Annotated in this window: 13 protein-coding genes; 4 read left to right on the top strand and 9 right to left on the bottom strand. The window is 70.5% G+C overall.

The features are described 5' to 3' along the window. Positions 1 to 1,842 carry a Wzz/FepE/Etk N-terminal domain-containing protein gene (locus AB0E90_RS48800; RefSeq protein WP_360420186.1) on the bottom strand — a complete coding sequence of 614 codons (1,842 nt, stop codon included), beginning with the start codon at positions 1,840 to 1,842 and terminating at the stop codon, positions 1 to 3. Positions 1,843 to 1,936: 94 nt separating this feature from the next. Continuing rightward, positions 1,937 to 3,457 (bottom strand): adenylyl-sulfate kinase, encoded by a 1,521-nt coding sequence (gene cysC, locus AB0E90_RS48805; protein ID WP_360420188.1) that lies wholly within the window; start codon positions 3,455 to 3,457, stop codon positions 1,937 to 1,939. Between the two features lie 167 nt (positions 3,458 to 3,624). Between cysC and AB0E90_RS48810 the strand changes: the two genes are divergently transcribed. The 4 genes from AB0E90_RS48810 to AB0E90_RS48825 all read left to right on the top strand — a co-directional run bounded on the left by AB0E90_RS48810 (position 3,625) and on the right by AB0E90_RS48825 (position 8,215). After that, a complete protein-coding gene (locus tag AB0E90_RS48810) occupies positions 3,625 to 4,941 on the top strand; it encodes a glycosyl hydrolase (RefSeq protein WP_360420190.1) in 1,317 nt (438 codons plus the stop codon). Positions 4,942 to 4,952: 11 nt separating this feature from the next. Next, positions 4,953 to 5,387: an NUDIX hydrolase gene (locus AB0E90_RS48815; RefSeq protein WP_360420192.1), complete on the top strand. Its 435-nt coding sequence runs from the start codon at positions 4,953 to 4,955 to the stop codon at positions 5,385 to 5,387. 241 nt (positions 5,388 to 5,628) lie between these two features. Beyond that, complete coding sequence (locus tag AB0E90_RS48820) at positions 5,629 to 6,783, top strand: ISL3 family transposase (RefSeq protein WP_360420262.1); 1,155 nt, start codon at positions 5,629 to 5,631, stop codon at positions 6,781 to 6,783. A 28-nt stretch (positions 6,784 to 6,811) separates the two neighbouring features. Further along, entirely contained in the window at positions 6,812 to 8,215 is a 1,404-nt protein-coding gene (locus AB0E90_RS48825) for a DUF222 domain-containing protein (RefSeq protein ID WP_360420194.1), read from the top strand. A gap of 3 nt (positions 8,216 to 8,218) precedes the next feature. On the opposite strand, the gene AB0E90_RS48830 is transcribed toward AB0E90_RS48825, so the two are convergent. The 7 genes from AB0E90_RS48830 to AB0E90_RS48860 form a co-directional block, all read right to left on the bottom strand. Next, the gene (locus AB0E90_RS48830) at positions 8,219 to 9,142 is read right to left on the bottom strand and encodes a hypothetical protein (RefSeq protein WP_360420196.1); all 924 of its coding nucleotides are present in this window, start codon (positions 9,140 to 9,142) and stop codon (positions 8,219 to 8,221) included. A gap of 175 nt (positions 9,143 to 9,317) precedes the next feature. After that, complete coding sequence (locus AB0E90_RS48835) at positions 9,318 to 10,028, bottom strand: ABC transporter permease (RefSeq protein WP_360420264.1); 711 nt, start codon at positions 10,026 to 10,028, stop codon at positions 9,318 to 9,320. Next, positions 10,028 to 10,939, bottom strand: coding sequence for an ABC transporter ATP-binding protein (locus tag AB0E90_RS48840; RefSeq protein WP_360420198.1), 912 nt, complete (start codon positions 10,937 to 10,939; stop codon positions 10,028 to 10,030). The genes AB0E90_RS48835 and AB0E90_RS48840 overlap by 1 nt, the downstream gene beginning before the upstream one ends. Continuing rightward, the gene (locus AB0E90_RS48845; protein ID WP_360420200.1) at positions 10,936 to 11,799 is read right to left on the bottom strand and encodes an ABC transporter permease; all 864 of its coding nucleotides are present in this window, start codon (positions 11,797 to 11,799) and stop codon (positions 10,936 to 10,938) included. Before AB0E90_RS48845 ends, AB0E90_RS48840 begins: the two co-directional genes overlap by 4 nt. Beyond that, entirely contained in the window at positions 11,792 to 12,706 is a 915-nt protein-coding gene (locus AB0E90_RS48850; protein WP_360420202.1) for an ABC transporter ATP-binding protein, read from the bottom strand. The genes AB0E90_RS48845 and AB0E90_RS48850 overlap by 8 nt, the downstream gene beginning before the upstream one ends. 120 nt (positions 12,707 to 12,826) lie before the next feature. Further along, on the bottom strand, positions 12,827 to 15,622 hold the full coding sequence (ppc, locus tag AB0E90_RS48855) for a phosphoenolpyruvate carboxylase (protein ID WP_360420204.1): 2,796 nt from the start codon (positions 15,620 to 15,622) through the stop codon (positions 12,827 to 12,829). Positions 15,623 to 15,739: 117 nt separating this feature from the next. Beyond that, a complete protein-coding gene (locus AB0E90_RS48860) occupies positions 15,740 to 17,530 on the bottom strand; it encodes an enoyl-CoA hydratase-related protein (protein ID WP_360420206.1) in 1,791 nt (596 codons plus the stop codon). Positions 17,531 to 17,701: the final 171 nt, after the last annotated feature.

The following is a 17,701-nucleotide window of genomic DNA, read 5'->3' on the forward strand; positions in this document are numbered from 1 at the left end:
TCACTTCTTGTCGCCGTCCTCGGCCGCTCCGCCGGTGCCCTCCTTGACCAGCCCTTCCAGGCCGGACATGTCGATCACCGCGGTGATCTCGTCGGCCGCATTGGCCGAGCGCGGGCGGACCTGGGGCTTCTCGGCGGTCTTCTCGGTGGTGGCGGCCCGGGTGGCCCGGGCCGCCTTCTCCGCGGCCGACATGGTGTTGGTCGGGAACCGCATCGGCTGGGTCAGCTCGATGTCGGAGACCGGGGCGTCCAGCGCGGCGGCCCGGCCCCGCTCGGGATTTTTTTCGCCGGCGGGCGACGGCGCCAGCGTGACGGCGGGCGCGCTCGCCTCGGCGGCCCGCAGGCCGGAGAGGCGGGGCAGCACCACGGCGCCGAGCAGTTGGGTGCCGACCCGCTGCAGCTGTTCGGCCGCGTCGAGCAGGGCGGGGCGGCGCGACTTGCGCAGCTCCACCGCGAGCAGCGCGGCGTCGGCCAGGCTGGCCAGGCTCTGCGCGTCGGCGCTGCTGCTGGTCGACGGCGCCTCGATGACGATGTAGCCGCCCTGCCGGCGCAGTGTCTCCAGGGTGTCCTTGAGCCGCTGCGACTGCATCAGACCGGCCGCGGTGGCCGCGCCACCGGTGGTGATCACCCGCAGCGACGGGATGCGCGGGGTCCGCTGCAGCGCCCGGGCCAGGCCGACCCGGCCGGCCAGCAGGTCGGACAGACCCGGCATGGACGACACGCCGAGCATCCGGGCCAGCGGGGCCGCGTCGACCACGCTGTCCGGCAGGTGCGCGCCGATCAGCACGACCTCGCTGCCGGTGCGGGCGAGCGCGGCGGCCAGGTTCGCGGCCACCAGGGTGGCGGCCGAGCCACGGCTGGTTCCGGTCACCACGATCACCTGGTCGCTGGGGCGCAGCGTCGCGAGGATCTCGTTGCGCAGCCGGTTGAAGACCCGGCCGCCGGCGCCGTAGGGCTGGAGCACGTCGTCGAAGTGCGGCGTGGTGCGTTCGTCCAGGGCGGCCAGCACGTTGACCCGGCCGCGGTCGCGCACGTCCCCCGCCGAGCGCAGCCGCCGGTCGAAGCGTTCCCGCACGAACGCGAGCGCGACGCCGATCAACAGGCCGATCATGCCGCCGGTGGTCGTGTTGACCATGCCGTTCGGGCTGGTCGGCTTCTCCGGCAGGCGCGCGTCGCTGATGATGCTGCCGGCGCCGACCGTGGTGGTGGTCAGCTCGTTGAGCCGGCCGGTCAGCCCGTTCAGCTGGTTCTGCGAGTTGTTGCGCAGGCTCAGCAGGTTGCTCTCGTCCGAGCTGCCCTTGACCGCCCGGGAGAGCCGCGCGTTGATCCCGGTCAGCGTCGTGGTGAGCTGCTTGATCTTGGCGGTGAGAGTCTTGATCTGCTGGTCGAGGCTGCTCTGCGCGGTCTCTTCCCGGTTGCGGAGGTACGCCTCGGCAAACGAGTGGGACCCAGCCTGCGCCTCCTCCGGCGAACCGGCCTTGAACGTGATCACCAGGACGGTGGTGTTCGCCGGCACCTCGACCGAGACGCTCTTGGCGAGTTCCAGCGGCGAACTCGGCGAGCGCAGCAGGGCCTGGGCCTTGACCGCGACCGCGCCCGACCCGACCAACTGGGCCTCGGTGTCCAGGTTGACCGAGCCCTTGGTGCGGCCACCCTGAGCATTCGTGTCCTGGTCTATCGCCTGCACGAGGACGGCGGCGGACGATTCGTACACCTTGGGCAGGGCACTGGTCAGCGCCGCGCCCGCACCCAGCCCCGCGCCCGTCGCGACCAGCGCGATCCACCAGTGACGGCGGAACACGCCGAGGTAATGCGAGACATCCGCAGGGCGAGACGCTTCCATCTGTTCGGCGGACCTTCCGGGGTGAGTGAGATGCTGGTCATGGGCGATTTGCCCCCAGCGAGGTAAACGTCTCACTCCCGCCAACGTGATGGCTTTAGCCCAGTTTGGGCTCCACCCAGCCGTGTTCGACGAGGTAGGCCAGCACGAGTTCGATCGCCTCGGTCACCGTCATCGTGGTGGTGTCGATGGTCAGTTCCGCGTCGGCCGGGGCCTCGTAGGGATCGTCGATGCCGGTCATGCCGCGCAGCTGACCGGCCCGGGCCCGGGCGTAGAGGCCCTTGCGGTCGCGCTGCTCGCACACCTCGAGCGGGGTGGCCACGTGCACCAGGAGGAAGCCGGCGCCGGCCTCGGTCGCCATCGCCCGCACCGCGGCGCGGGCCGCCTCGTACGGCGCGATCGGGCACGCCACGGCCATGCCGCGGTGCCGGCCGATCTCGGCGGCGACCCAGCCGATCCGGCGTACGTTGCGGTCGCGGTCGGCTTTGCTGAAGCCCAGCCCCGCGGAGAGCTCGCGCCGCACCACGTCGCCGTCGAGCAACGTGACCGTGCGGTCGCCGGACTCGCGCAGCGAGTCGGCCAGGCCGCGGGCGATGGTCGACTTGCCCGAGCCGGAGAAGCCGGTGAAGAACACCACGAGCCCCCGGTGCCGGCGCGGCGGACGGGCCCGGACCAGCTCCTTGGCCACCGCCGGGGGAGTGTGCCACTCGGGCAGCGGGAAACCGCGGTCGAGCAGGTCGTGGATCTCGGCCGGGGTCATCGCGAGGCGGCGGTTGCGCGGCGGGATGTCATCCCGCCAGCGCCACTGACCGTCCCGGTTGTCGTAGGCCAGCTCGCGCGGCACCAGCACGCGCAGGCCGCCGCCGGAGAGCGTCCCGCCGGTGGAGAGGACATGGGTCACGCCGTACGCCGCGGCCACCTTGGACCGCAGCATCGCGTCACGCAGCTCGTCGCCCTTGTTGAGCAGCGGCAGCGCGACGATGGTCGCCGGTGGCAACCGGTCACGGGCCGAGAAGATCGCTCGCACCAGCGCCTCGGGCGGCAGCCCGTCCGGACCGGCCCCGCTCACCGGGATGAGGATCAGCAGGTGCGCGGCGAGGGTGCGGGCCGCGTGCGCGATCTGGGCGAGCTGCGGGCGGTGCAGCGGCCGGTCGGCGATGACACCGAGCACCCGGCCCGGTGGGAGCAGCACCCGGACCTCGGCGGGGGTGCGCCGCAGCCGCTTGAACGTGTGGTGGCCGCCGTCGCCCATCGCGCGCACCACGCCGCCCACGCCGTAGTTGCGCTCGTCGACCGGCCAGGCGTCAGTGACCTCGAGCGCCGCGATCGGCGCGCCCTCCGGGTCGGTCAGGACGATCGTGCGGCGCAGCGGATCGTCGAGCAGCAGGTCACCGGCCAGCTCGGTGGGCACCTGGAGGGTCACCGGGGCGGGCCAGGACGTGCCGTCGGCGAGTTGCCCGCGGCGGCGCAGCGCGTCCAGGTCGCGACGGCCGAGGAAGCCGGTCAGCGGGGCGTAGGCGCCACTGAGCAGCAGCTCGAGGTCAGCAAGCTCGTGCGGGAGCGGCGTGTACGACGGCGCGTCGCGCAAAACGTCCTCGGGAAGCACCGAACCATTCACCTTTGCATCCCCCTGCGGCCGACTAGGGGGACAGTTTCGCAGCCCGGCCGGTCGTGGTCGAGACGGGTATCCAGTCCGTGCTCCCAGCTCGGCGTCAGGGCCAATCTGTCCAATTTTCCACGTCGGGTATTGGACAAACCGGATCTTCATCACAATACTGGCACCTCGTGAACCGACGACCCCGCCGCTTCCGGCTCGTGCGACTTGCCGCCGTCCCCGCAGCCTTCGTGCTGAGCGTGGCCACCACGCTCGCCTGGGCCTGGACGGGCGGCGTCGATCAGCTCGGGCTTCCGCTCGGGCCGGTCGGTGACCCCACGGTCTCGCTCCCGGTGATCGCCGCCCCGGAATTCCCGGTGCTCGGCGACCCGCGGCGCAGCGAGCCCGCCCACAGCCGGTCCAAGAGCGACCCGGCCGACCCCACCGTGACCACCGGCAAGGGGGCGGCGGACACGCCGTACACCTCAAGCGAGCCGGGGATGATCGCGCCGCGCATCGCCGCACCCGGCCTGGCCCCCGACCAGGCCGCGCGGGGTGGCGCCTGCGTGACCGGCCGCAAGCTGATCCCCACCTGCAACGTGCTGTGGGGGGTCGCGCCCGGCGCGCACACCGAGAGTCGCGGCGCCTCCGCGCTTGCCGCCTTCGAGCGCAAGACCGGCCGCACGCAGGCGATCTACCACGCCTATCACGGCGGGATCCGGCAACTGTTCCCGACCGAGCAGGAAATCGCGATCGCCCACCAGTCCGGCCGGCACCGCGTCCTGTTCCTCAACTGGAAGCCGGAATCGGCCTCATGGGCGGCGATCGCCCGCGGTGACCGGCGCACCGACGCCTTCCTCGACCGGCTCGCCGTGCACATCAAGCGGACGTTCCCCGAGCAGTTCTTCTTCGCCGTCCACCACGAGGGCGAGAACGACGTGCGGGAGCGGGCCGGCTCCGGCTACACGGCCCGCGACTACGCCGCCATGTACCGGCACGTGATCAATCGGCTGCGTGCGCACGGCGTGAACAACATCGTCAGCGTTTTGGTCCACATGGCCTACATCAAGCACGCGACGCAGAGCTGGTTCAACAGCATGTATCCCGGCGACGACGTGGTCGACTGGATCGGCTTCGACACGTACGCGTACAGCGACCCGGGTTACGGCCACGGCGACTTCGCGCAGGTCTTCAACAAGCGGCTGGAGGGTAAGCAGCGCTGGCCCGGCTTCTACACCTGGGCGCTCACCCGGCATCCCGGCAAACCGCTGATGATCGCCGAGTGGGGCGTCTGGAGCTCCAAGCGCAACACCGGCTACAAGGTCGACTTCTACAAGGAGCTGGGCGCCGAGATCCGCCGGTTCCCGAAGATCCGGGCGATGGTCCAGTTCGAGACCCCGCACAACCAGAAGGGCCAGGACTCCTCGGTGGACAGCACGCCGGCGGCCCTGCAGGCCTACCGGAATCTAGGGAAACTGCCTATCTTCCAGGTCGCTGTGACGCCGTAAAGTTCCTGGGTGTGAGCCTCCTGGTGGCCGCCGGCGCCCTGTTCCGCGATCCCCGCGGCCGCATCATGCTGGTGCGTCCGCACTACAAGGACTCGTGGGAGATCCCCGGCGGCATGGTGGAGGAGGGCGAGACGCCCTCCGAGGCCTGTTCGCGCGAGGTGCGCGAAGAGTTGGGTCTCGTGGTCTCGCCGGGGCAGGCGCTGGTGGTCGACTGGGCGCCCCACCCGGTGGACGGCGACAAACTGCTGTTCGTCTTCGACGGCGGCCGCCTGACCGACGCCCAGCACGCGGCGATCGAGTTCACCGACGGCGAGATCCTCGAATGGCGCTACGTGCCGGCCGAGCACCTGACCGACTACGTGGTGGACCGCCTGGCCCGCCGCCTGCGCGCCGCGGTGCCAGGCGAAACACGCTATCTGGAGAACGGCCGCCTTCCCGGCGAGTGATGTCCCTGGCTCGTCGTGCGTCGGAAAGTGTCGTACGGGTGTGCCATTTAGCGGGTTGGTGTGGGTAGTCCTAAGGGGTTGTTGGCGTACAAAGAGGGCGGCACGCAAGGGGTCGGGTCTCGTTCGACGGTTGCTAAGGCCAGCCGAGCGAGGGATCCACATGCGTGCCGCTGTTGTGCTCAACCGTCTGCTCGGGTTCAAGGCAACGGTTGTCGAGGGTGTCGATTTCTGTGGGGCCGAGATGGTCGTGCGGGTGCGGCTGCGGTCCCGGGTTTTGGTGTGTCCGTGCGGGAAGACCAGCCGGGCCCGGTACGACACCTCACGCCGGCGGTGGCGGCATGTGGATTTCGGCCGGCACCGGGTGCTGATCGAGGCCGACATCCGGCGGGTTGACTGCCGCGGTTGTGGGCGGGTCCGTACCGAGTGGATGCCGTGGGCGCGGCCGGGGGCCCGGCATACCCGTGATTTCGAGGATATGGCTGCCTGGCTGGTCAAACGCATGTCCAAAAGCGCGGTCGCGACCCTGCTGGGCAGCACCTGGGAGACCATCGACGCGCTGGTAGCCAGACTCGTCGATGAACACCTGGACACCGCCCGACTGGACGGGCTCTACCGGATCGGGGTGGATGAGATCGCCTACCGCAAGGGCCGCAAGTTTTTGACCGTGGTCGCCGACCACGACACCGGCCGGGTGGTGTTCGTCGGCGAGGGCCGTAACCAGCACGTCCTGGCCGAGTTCCTGCAATCTTTAGGCGAGGCGGGGCGGGCCCCGATCGAAGCGGTCAGCATGGACATGACGGCGATCTACCGCAAAGCCACCACCGCGCATGTCCCGCACGCGAAGATCTGCCTGGACCCGTTCCATGTGATCAAGTGGGCGTCCGAAGCCCTGGATCTGGCCTATTACGGCACCTCCCACCTGGCCGCACCCATTGCTGTCGATGGGCTCACACACGCCCAGACCTGGCAGAAAGTCCGCGGCGCTCTGCGCCTGCCGACCGAGAAACACGACCCGCGACGGGCCTCGATCATTGAGCAACTACGCCGTAAACACCCCCGCCTGCACCGCGCCTGGGCTCTCAAGGAAATCCTGCGTGACCTCTACCGCATCCCCGCCGACCACGCCGACGACCACCTGAGACGCTGGATCACCCGGGCCCGGCGCAGCGGTATCAACGCTTCCGTCGCTCTCGCCCGGCGGCTACGCCATCACCGGCCCGGGATCCTCAACGCTATCCACCTCGGACTGTCGAACTCCCTGCTCGAAGCCGTCAACGCCGGTATCCGACTGATCCAACGCCGCGCCCACGGCTACGCCAGCCTCGACAACCTCATCGAAATGATCCACCTCTGCCACGGCGGGTTATCCACAGAACTACCCACACCAACCCGCTAAATGGCACGGGTGTTCTAATCTTCGGGGCGTGTTGGAGGAGCTGGGTCAGGTTCGTGGCGTGCTTGCCGAATGCGGCGACGCGCCACTGTGGTCGTGCTCCGACGCTGACTTGCTGGAGTGCCTGGCGTCCGCGTGGACATGTGCGCAGCAGTTGTCGGCGATCACCGCGCACTTGATCCGGGCGGCCGAGACTCGTGGCCTTCCGCAGCAGGACGCCGCCTCCAGCACCGCGGTGTGGCTTCGGCATCGTTTGCGGGCCGGCATCGGCGAAGCCCAGCGCCTGACCCAGCTCGCCGCCGCGCTGGACCGGTCGCCGGCTCTCGACTCCGCCATTCTCGAGGGCGCGATCTCCGCCGAGCAGGCGACGACGATCGCCACGGCGGTCGCCGACCTGCCCGACGAGGTGGGCCTCGAGACGACGGCGCGGGCGGAGTCGGCGCTGATCTCGTTCGCGTCGCGGTTCGAACCGATCGCCCTGGCCCGCCTCGGCACCCGGATCCTGGCGCACGTCGACCCCGACGCGGCCGACCGGCACGGCGCGGACCTGCTGCGGCGGCGGGAAGAGCGGGCACACCGCGCGCGGGGGTTCACGCTCAGCCCGTTCGGGGACGGCCGGGTGCGCCTATCCGGCTGGCTCGACACGGCGGCGGCAGCGACGGTGACTGCCGCGCTCGATCCGCTGTGCCATCCGAGCCGGGATGCTGCGGTCGACTCCGGCCTGGCTCGGACGCCTACGCAGCGCCGGGCCGACGCGCTGGTGGACGTTTGCGCTCGGGCCTTGCGCACCGGCGCCCTGCCTACGGCGGGCGGGGAGTCCGCTCAGGTGGTGGTGACCATTCCGCTCGACCAGTTGCAGACCGCGCCTGTCTCGGCTGATTCTGTCCCGGCTGATTCTGTCCCGGCCGAATCTGGAGCGGCGGCCGCGACGGTCAGACACTCGACCCCGCCCGGGTCCGCCCGCAACGCCACGTCGCATTCCGGTCGTCGGTCGAAGCGCCACGGCGGCGCCCACGGTCGCCTGGACAATGGCGTCCTGATCAGCCCGGCCGACGCCCGGCTGCTCGCGTGTGACGCCCAGATCATTCCGGCCGTGCTGGGGACGGACGGGCAGGTCCTCGACATCGGCCGCGCCCGGCGCCTGTTCAACGGGCCGATCCGCCGGGCGCTCAACCTCCGCGATCGTGGTTGCACCTTCCCCGGCTGCGATCGACCCGCCACCTGGTGCGAGGCGCACCACATTCGGTCGTGGGCCGCCGGTGGGCCGACCGCCCTCTCCAACGCCTGCCTGCTCTGCCGCCACCATCACCGGGTCATCCACCGAACTGAGTGGGAGGTTCGCCTCGGCTCGGACGGGTTCCCGGAATTCATCCCGCCGGCGACCGTCGATCCGGAATGCCGTCCCCAGCGCAACCTCTATCACCAGCGCGAATAGGCCTTACCCCGTTCTCGGCTGCCAATCCGGGAAGCCTTCCGAGATGCTGCGCCCGCCGTGCAGCAGCTTCTTCTTCGTGCCGTCGGCACGCATCACCCAGAGGTCGCCGAGGAAACTGGCCCGATCGGTGCCGAAGGTGATGTAGCGGCCGTCCGGTGCCCAGGCCGGCCCCACGTCGAAGAAGCGTCCGCTCGTGAGCCGCTTGGCGTGGGTGCCGTTCGGGTGGACCGTCCAGATCGAGGATTGGGTGGCGATGTCCCGTTCGAAGACCAGGCGCCGTCCGTCGGGCGACCACGCCACCTGATGGTCGTAGTCGGCGTTCCGGGTGACCCGCTTGAGCTTTCCACTGGTCAGCGTGAGGACGAAGATGTCGCCCACGTCCCCCTCGGCCGACCCACGCGTGAACGCGACCCGCTTCCCATCGGGTGACCAGGCCGCCTCGAAGTCGAGCGCCGCGCCCCGGGTGAGCCGCCGCTTCCCCGACCCGTTCGCGTTCATCACCCAAAGGTCGAAGTCTCCGCCGGTGACGCGGGTGAAGATGATTCGCGTCCCCGGCCGGTTCCAGACCGGATCCCGTGCGTCCATGCCGGTGGTGAGCCGCCGCTGATGCCGCCCATCGGCATCCATGGTCCAGATCTCGCCGGGCCCGAACGGCGCCGGAGTCCGCCAGAACACGATCTTCGTGCCGGCTCCGTTCCAGGCCGGCCCCAGCTCGTTGAGCCCCGGCGTGTTGGTGAGCCGCCGCGCCCCTGCGCCGTCCGCTCCGACGGTCCACACGTCGGTCTGAGTGTGGTCACCCGCCGCTGATTCACTCTGAAAGACGATCCGCCCGTTCCGCCCCGGGAACGCGGCCTCCGCCCCGTGCGGCGCCACCAGCACGCTCCCCGCGGCGACCGCGCTGACCAGCAACAACCTTCCTGCTCGCATCCCTCCAATGTGCGCTAGATCACAGCGAAGCGCATTGGCCGATCATCCGGCGCTGCCCGGGCCGTCACGTCAGGACCTGTCCGTCACGTCAGGACCTGTCCGTCACGTCAGGACCTGTCCGTCACGTCAGGACCTGTCCGTCACGTCAGGACCCGGGCAGCGGAGAGTCCCGCGGTCAGCTTGTTTCGCCGGCCACGCTGAACGAACCCAGCCGGTTGATGGCGAACAGGGTGCCGCCGATGGCGAAGATGACGGCCATCACCACGGCCACCGGCAGGGAGACCTTGCCGTTGAGCATGCCGGTCGGGGCGATCTTGTCGGCGATCGTGATGACGTACTGCTCGATCGAGAGAACCCTCGTGCCGCTGATCCAGCGGCCGAGCAGACCTTCCCACACCAGGATGTAGACCAGGCCGAGCAGGACCGGGCGCCGGGTCACGAGACTGAGCAGCAGGAACAGCGCCGAGTAGGCGACCGCGCCGGCCGCCGACGCGGCCGCCAGAGCCAGCCCGAACTTGACGCTGTCGGCCAGGACGCCGGCCACGAACAGCGGGATGGCCGAGGCCACCGCCGACACGCCCGCCGCCACCAGCAGCTTGGCCAGGATGATGTCGCGGCGGGGGAGCGGCTTCGTGAGGATGTGCACGATTGTGCCGTCGTCCACCTCGGAGCCGAGGACGCCGGTGCCGACGATCAGGCTCATCACCGGCAGGGCGACGGCCAGGCCGAGGCCGACCACGACGGCCTGGCCCCACTGGTCGGGGTCGACGCCGGCCGCGCGGCAGATCACCGCGAGGCCGATGACCAGCAGCGGCAACGGCAGCAGCAACAGAACCCGGCGGCGGCCGAACAGGCCGCGGGCGGTGATGTAGGCGACCGTGGACATCATGCCTCCAGCAGGTAGGAGAAGACGCTCTCCAGGGACTCGTCGGACGGCAGCAGGCGCCGCAGCCGGATGCCCTCACCGAGGGCGATGCGCGGCAGCGCGCGGGTGAAGCTGCCGTAGTCGGAGGCGCGGACGGTCATGCCGTCCGCCTCGATCTCGACGCCGCTCACCGACTTCTCGCCGATCAGCGCCACCGCCAGCCGGCGGTCGTCGGAGCTCTGCACGGCGAACACGTGCGGCCGGTTGGTCATCAGCCGGCGGATGCGCCGGTAGTCGCCGGAGGCGGCCAGCCGCCCGGCCACGATCACCTGGACCAGGCCGGAGAGCTGCTCGACCTCCTCCAGGATGTGCGAGCTGAACAGGATGGTGTGGCCCTCGTCGCCGAGTTTGTGCAGCAACTCCATCATGTGCATGCGCTGGCGCGGGTCCATGCCGTTGAACGGCTCGTCCAGCAGCAGCACCTGCGGGTTGTGCACGAGCGCCGCCGCCACCCGGGTGCGCTGCCGCATGCCCTTGGAGAACGTCTCGATGCGGCGGTCCTGAGCGCCGGTCATCTCGACCAGCTCCAGGGCCCACTTGGCGGCCGCGTCGGGATTGGGCAGCTTCTGCATCTTGGCGCAGGCCACCACGAACTGCCGGGCGGTGAGGAAGCCGTGCACGGCCTCCTTTTCGGCGACCAGGCCGAGTTGCCGATAGATGGACGGGTTGCGCCAGGTCGGCGACCCGTCGATGGTGACGGTGCCGCGGGACGGCGACAGGAAGCCGGCCATCATGTGCAGCACCGTGGTCTTGCCGGCGCCGTTCGGCCCGAGCAGGCCGGTCACCCCGGGCTGCAGACTCATGCTGATGTCGTTGACCGCGACGACGTTGCCGTACCAGCGGGAGACGGTTTGCAGTTCGACGACACTCATAGCGAGGCCACCTTCCGATAGCGCGCCAGCAACAGCAGCAGGCACGCGGCGATCAGGCAGAACGCCTCGATGCCGTAGATCGCGCCGAAGTCTCCGACGTCGATGCCGAGGTCGTTGCGGCCACGCAGCCACGCCTCGACGCCGGCGATGAGGCTCATCGGGCTGGCCAGGGCGGCCAGGTGCCGGGAGGTCTCGGACGGCAGCACGCTGAGGACGCCGACGATCGGCGTGGTCATCAGGAAAACGGCCACGATGCCGCCGGCGGCGAAGGCGCGCTTTCCGGTGAGCGAGGCGACGAGCAGGCTGATGCTGGTGAAGATGAACGCCCACAGCACGCTGTAACCCCAGCCGGGCAACAACAGCCCGAGCTCATGCCAAACCCCGCGCATCCCGGTCTTGGTGGTGAAGGCGCCACCCAAGAACATAATGAATTGAGGTACGCCGAGCAGCAGCCACACCGCGGTGACCAAAGCCCCGACCTTGGCGAGCACGTAGTCGGCGGCGCGCAACGGTCGGGAGAAGTAGAGCGGGAGGACGCCGGAGCGCAGATCGCGGGAGACCAGCTCGGGCGCCACGATGGCGACGAAGAAGATCACCAGCCAGCTCATGCCGTCGTCGAACGCGTAGTAGTCGAACAGCCAGTTGCCGGTCTGCGAGCGAACTGCCGCGTTGATCACCGCGACGAGCAGCACGATGCCGACGACGCCCCAGGGGAAGATCTTGGACTTGGCCGGGCGGCCGAGCCCGAACGAGGCCCGCAGCCCGTGCTGGTAGAGCGCGCCGAGCACCGCGCCCCGGCCCAGGCGCGGACCCTGGTAGCGCTGGTATCCGATGTCATGGATGACGCCGGCCTCAGACATCGGCCGTCTCCTTCGCGGTGAAGAGCTCGGCGACGCGGTGGCGCCGCTGGTCGAGCCGGTGCAACGGCAGGTCCAACTCGGCCACGGCCTGCAGCACCTTGTCGTAAGCGCTGTCCGACTCGAGCGGCACCAGCAGCAACCGGCCTTCGGGGGTGACCGCGAAGCCGAGGGCGCTCAGGGCCGCGGCAAGTTCGTCGGTGCCCTCGCTGACCTCGACGGCGAGCACGTCGGACGCCGTGGTCATCGAGGAGATCCGGTCGGCGCGCAGCAGCCGGCCGCCCTCGATGGCGATAAGAGAGTCACAGATCCGCTCGACCTCGCCGAGCAGGTGCGAGCAGACCACCACGGAGATGCCGAACTCGTTGCCGATCCGGTGGATCAGGGTGAGCATGGCGTCCCGCCCGGCCGGGTCGAGGCCGTTGGTGGGCTCGTCGAGCAGGAGCAGGTCGGGGTCGTGCACGAGCGCCTGGGCCAGCTTGACCCGCTGCTTCATGCCGGTGGAGTAGCCGCCGATCTGCCGGTAGCGCTCCTCGTAGAGACCGACGTGGCGCAGCGCCTCGGAGGCCCGCTCGCGCGCTGCGGTCTTGGGCAGCCCGCTGAGCCGGCCCATGTGGGTGACGAACTCGGAGGCGGAGACGTCGGGCGGCAGCGAGTCGTTCTCCGGCATGTAGCCGACCTGCGCCCGCACCTTGTCGGTTTCGACGACCGGGTCGATCCCGAACACCCGGACGTCGCCGGAGCTGGGTGCGAGAAGCCCCAGCATGATTTTGATGAAGGTGCTCTTGCCGGCGCCGTTAGCGCCGACGAGCCCGATGACGCCCGCGTCGACCTCAACGGTGAGGTCGGCCAGAGCCGTCACCCCGCCGCCGTAGGTTTTTGTCAGCGCCTTGGTCGCGATGATGGTCACGGGGTCCAGCCTAGGAAGCGTCCGCACCCCGCGGATCCGGAGAATCCCTGAGGACCCTCTCGGGGTCTCTCAGCCCACTCTCAGGTTGGCGAGAGGCGGGCTGAGAGACCGAAGAAACGCTCAGCCGGTGTTGCGCATGCCGGCGGCGATGCCGTTGACCGAAGTCAGCAGGGCCCGCTCGAGCGCCGTCGACTCCGACGGGGCCCGGCGTGCGCCCGGCGAGGTGGCCAGCTGGCGGTCGGCCTCGTTGAGATCGCGGTACTGCCGCAGGAGCGCCACCTGCAGGTGGTGCAACGGGAGCAGGTAGGTGTCCCGGACGCTCAGCGTGCGCTTGAGCTCGGGCTGCAGGGCCAGGAGGTCATCGCCGCCGGTGATCGCGAGCACCTCGCGGACCGTCAGCTCGTACTCCTCCTTGATCTTTTCGAAGATCGGGTGGAGGTTCTCCGGGACCAGTTCTTCCACGTACCGGTGGGCGATGTCCAGGTCGGTCTTGTTCAGCATCATCTCGACGTTCGACAGGAACGTCTTGAAGAACTGCCAGTCCGCGGACATCTCCTTGATCGACTCGGTGTAGCCGGCCTCCCGGGCCGCCTTGAGGCCGGTGCCGACGCCGAACCAGCCGGGCACGATCTGCCGGGTCTGGGTCCAGCCGAACACCCACGGGATGGCGCGCAGGCCGCCGAGGCCGGCGTCGGCGTTCGGCCGCTTCGCCGGCCGGGAGCCGATGTTCAGCTGGCCGAGCAGCTCGGTCGGAGTGGCCGCCCAGAAGTACGCCGGCAGGTCCGGGTTCTCCACCAGCGACTTGTACGCCTCGAACGCCGCGTCCGACGCCGCGTCCATGGTTGCGTCCCAGCGTGCGAGCCGCTCCAGGTCCACCGACGGGGTGGTGTGCAGCAGCGTCGCCTGCAGCACAGCCGCGACCGTCAGCTCCAGGTTCTCCCGGGCCAGGGCCGGCAGCGTGTACTTGTCGGAGATGACCTCGCCCTGCTCGGTCACCTTGATCGCGCCGTCGAGCGTGCCGTACGGCTGGGCCAGGATCGCCTCGTGGGTGGGGCCACCGCCACGGCCGACGGTGCCGCCGCGGCCGTGGAAGAGCCGCAGCCGGACGCCGTGCCGGGCGGCCACGTCACGCAGCGCCCGCTGCGCCTTGTGGATGCGCCACTGGCTGGTCGTGATCCCGGCCTCCTTGTTGGAGTCCGAGTAGCCGAGCATGACTTCCTGCACGTCGCCGCGGGCCCGCACGATTTCCCGGTAGGCCGGCAGCGACAGCATCTCGTCGAGCAGCTCACCACCGGCGTCGAGCTCGGCGGGCGTCTCCAGCAGCGGCACGATGTTGACCCGCGCGCGGCCGGTGTGGATGTCGACGAGGCCGGCCTCGCGGGCCAGCACGGCCGCGGCCAGCACGTCGTCGACGCCGAGGGTCATCGAGATGATGTAGGTCTCGATGACGTCGGAGCCGAACCGCTCCTGCACCTCGCGGATCGTGTTGAACACGTCGAAGGTCTTGCGGGCCGAGTCGGTGAGCGGGGTGTCCGCGCTGGACAGCGGCCGCCGCCCGGCCAGCTCGGTGGCGAGCAGCTTGGTGCGGTCGGGCCGGTCCAGGGCCGCGTAGTCCTCGACCTCGCCGACCTGGGCGTACATCTGCTGGAGCACCTCGTGGTGCTTCTCGGCGTGCTCGCGCACGTCGAGCGTGGCCAGCTGCAGGCCGAACGCGGAGACGGTGCGGATCGCGGAGGCGACCACGCCGACCGCGGTGAGCTGGCCCGAGTTGCGGGCCAGCGAGGCGCGCATCAGCTCGAGGTCGCTGATCAGCTCGTCGTTGCCGAGGTAGTCGCGGCCGGACACGTGCGGGGTGCCGCGGCGCAGACGTTCCCGGGTGTTGGACAGCTTCGCCTTGATCGCCCGGACCTTCAGCCGGTACGGCTCCTCGGCGTTGGTCTTGCGGAACCGGGGGGCGACCTCGGGCAGGTTGTCCAGGTCCTTGGCGAGCGACGCGGACAGGTCGAGGGAGACCCCGCGCAGCCGGCGGGAGACCGACAGCTCGTCGATCAGCTTGTCCATGGCCTTCTCGGTGGCCTGGATGCCGTGCTCGTGCTGGATCATCAGGACGTCGCGGGTGACGGCCGGCGTGACGAACGGGTTGCCGTCCCGGTCGCCGCCGATCCACGAGCCGAAGGTCAGCGGCCGCGCCGTCGGGGCGGTCTCGACACCCAGGTTGCGCAGCGTCTCGGCCAGGTCGGTGAGCACCTGCGGGGCGGCCTCGGCGTAGAGGTCGCGCAGGTAGTAGACCGCGTTGCGGGCCTCGTCGGTCGGGTCGGGCCGGTCCAGCCGCAGCTCGTCGGTCTGCCACAGCAGGTCGATCAGCTCGGCGAACCGCCGGGTCGACGCGGTGGTGTCCGACGCGCCGAACAGGACCTGGGCCGAGGCCTCGGCGTCGAGCGCGTCGGCGAGCTGGCGCAGCTTCGACAGGATCGAGCGGCGGGACGCCTCGGTCGGGTGCGCGGTGAAGACCGGGCGGACCGCGAGCCGGCGGGCCGCCGCGGCGATCTCGTCGGCCGGCACGCCCTTCTCGGCGATGCGCTTGGCCGCCTGGTCGAGCCAGCCGCCGTCGCGGGCGCGGCGCCGCCGCAGGTCGCGGGAACGGTGCACCTGCTCGGTGATGTTGGCCAGGTGGAAGTAGGTGGAGAAGGCGCGCGCGAGCTTGGTGCCGGTGGTGACATCCATCGCGGCGAGCCGGTCGGCGGCGGCGCGGGCGTCCTGGCGGACCAGGGCGCGGACCTCCTCGACCAGGTCGAGCAGCGGACGTCCCTCCTGCCGGGCCAGCGTCTGGCCGAGCAGCGTGCCGATCCGCCGGATGTCGGCGCGTAAGGCGGCGTCGGCGCCGTCGGGGTCGATAAGGCCGGGCTGGTCGGTCATCGGGGCGCTCCTTCGCATCAGGTGCTCCAGGACGGCGCTGTCCCGACTCCGCCGATGGTATCGGCGCGGCCTGTAGGCCGGGTGAATTGAGGCAAGTCTCACGCGTTTGTCGGGGCCTTATGCAGACACAGGCACCGCCGGGCGAAGCGTAGCGGCCCGGCGTGCTTTCGGCGCCGTCGGGACCTTGGCCGCGGGCAGCAGGCGGGCGGGTGTCTCGGTCGGCTTGATCTTACGGACGAAGGCGTGCCGCGCGGCGGCGAAACCGGCCCGGTCGGCGTACATGTCGCGGCTCATCTCGGCCAGTTCACGCGCCTCGAACACCTCGAGCGGGACCCGCTCGGCGGCGAGCCGCCGGGTCTTGGCCTGACGCCGGTTACGCGCCGTGCGCACGTCACTCTCGCGTTCGGCGAGGGCCGCGAGCCAGTCTGTGTACGCGTCGGGATGGCGCGGCCCGACCTCGTCCACCAGACCCAGCGACCGGGCCCGGGCGGCGCTCACCGGCAGCTTGTCGTCGATCAGCCGTTGCGCCGAGTCCGGGCCGACCCGCCGGGGGAGCGTGAAGGTGTGCAGCTCGGAGCCGAACAAACCCATCTCGTAGTACGGGTTGAGGACGATCCCCTCCCGGGCGGCCACGATGTCGGCGCCCAGCCCGAGCATCACGCCACCGGCGCCGGCGCTGCCCGCGTACCCGGCGATGACCACCTGCCGGGTGCAGTTGATGATCTCCCGGCATACCTCGTTGATCGCCCGGATGCTGGCCCAGGCGGCGCTGGCCGGGTCCGGCGAGGCCTCGATGACGTTGAGGTGGATGCCGTTGCTGAACGCGTCCGTTCCGCCTCGCAGCACGAGCACCTCGGTGTCCTGGGCGACCGCGTGCCGCAGCCCGGCGAGCAGCCGCCGGCAGTGCCCCGGCGCCATCGCGCCGTTGTAGAAGTCGAAGGCGAGCCAGCCCACCGCGCCGGTACGCCGGTAGCGCACCTGCCGGTACGTGGCCGGGTGCTCCGGCTCGCTGCCGGGCGGCAGCGGCGAGTGCGGCACGCCGCGCAGGCGCGCGCCGAGCAGCGTGGTCGAGGGCAACTTGATGCCGGCCCGCGCGTGACCCGGATCGGCAGCACGCAGGTGGCCCAGCCAGACGCTGCCGTCGCCGGTGCCGACCAGCACCGCGCCCTGGCGGCGGCTGATGATCTGACCGGCGATCTGACCGGGCCGGGCGCCCTGCCCCTGAGCTGCAGAAACGATGCCGGGCAGCGCGTCGTACGCGAAGACGGCGAGCCCGCCCAGCTCGGTGCGGACGCCCGGGGCGCCGTCGGCGGCCCGGATCTTCCGGACGATCTGCTCGGTCGGATCGTCCCAGCTGAAGGCGCGGTCGGGCTGGCGCATCAGCGGCCGCAGGCGGGCGCCGGGCACCTCGCCGGGCGCCCGGTCGGCGGGCACCGGGGTGAAGGCCGGATCCTGCGCCTTGGTGACCACCTCGAAGATGCACTCCATGGCGGCGTCCGCGACCGGCCCGTTGTAGAGCGACGACTTGCGCGGCGGGGCGGCGGCCAGGGCGAACGTGCGGGTGGCCCAGATCGGGCCGGCGTCCATCTCCTCGACGGCCTGCAGGGCGGTGACGCCCCAGACGCGGGCGCCCTCGGCGATCGCCCAGTCCAGCGAGGACGGTCCGCGGTCGCCGACCGGGCCGGGGTGGATGATCACGGTGCGCCGGCGCTGCCACACCTCGGCCGGCACCCGGTCCTTGAGGAACGGGCAGATGATCAGCTCCGGGTCGGCCCGGCCCACTCCCGTGATCATCTCCTGCTCGCCGGTGGCGAACAGGACGCTGACGTCGTGCCCCGCTTCGCGCAGCGCGCACCAGGCGCGCTGGCTCAATCCGTTGAACGCCGTAACGAGCAGCAGGATCCGCACGTTGCCTCCCTCGGAGCCGTACTGAGTCGCACTCACAACGTCCTGGGACTATTCTCCGGATATCGACGCTTATGTCGGACATGTTGTCCGACCCGTGAATGTCAGAGGGCCGGACTAGACTCGACTGCACACCCCCGTCCCGCAGGACGCTGGGGTTATTCGACGTGGTTC

Origin of the sequence: Actinoplanes sp. NPDC026619, assembly GCF_040638295.1 — a bacterium.
Classification (GTDB): domain Bacteria; phylum Actinomycetota; class Actinomycetes; order Mycobacteriales; family Micromonosporaceae; genus Actinoplanes.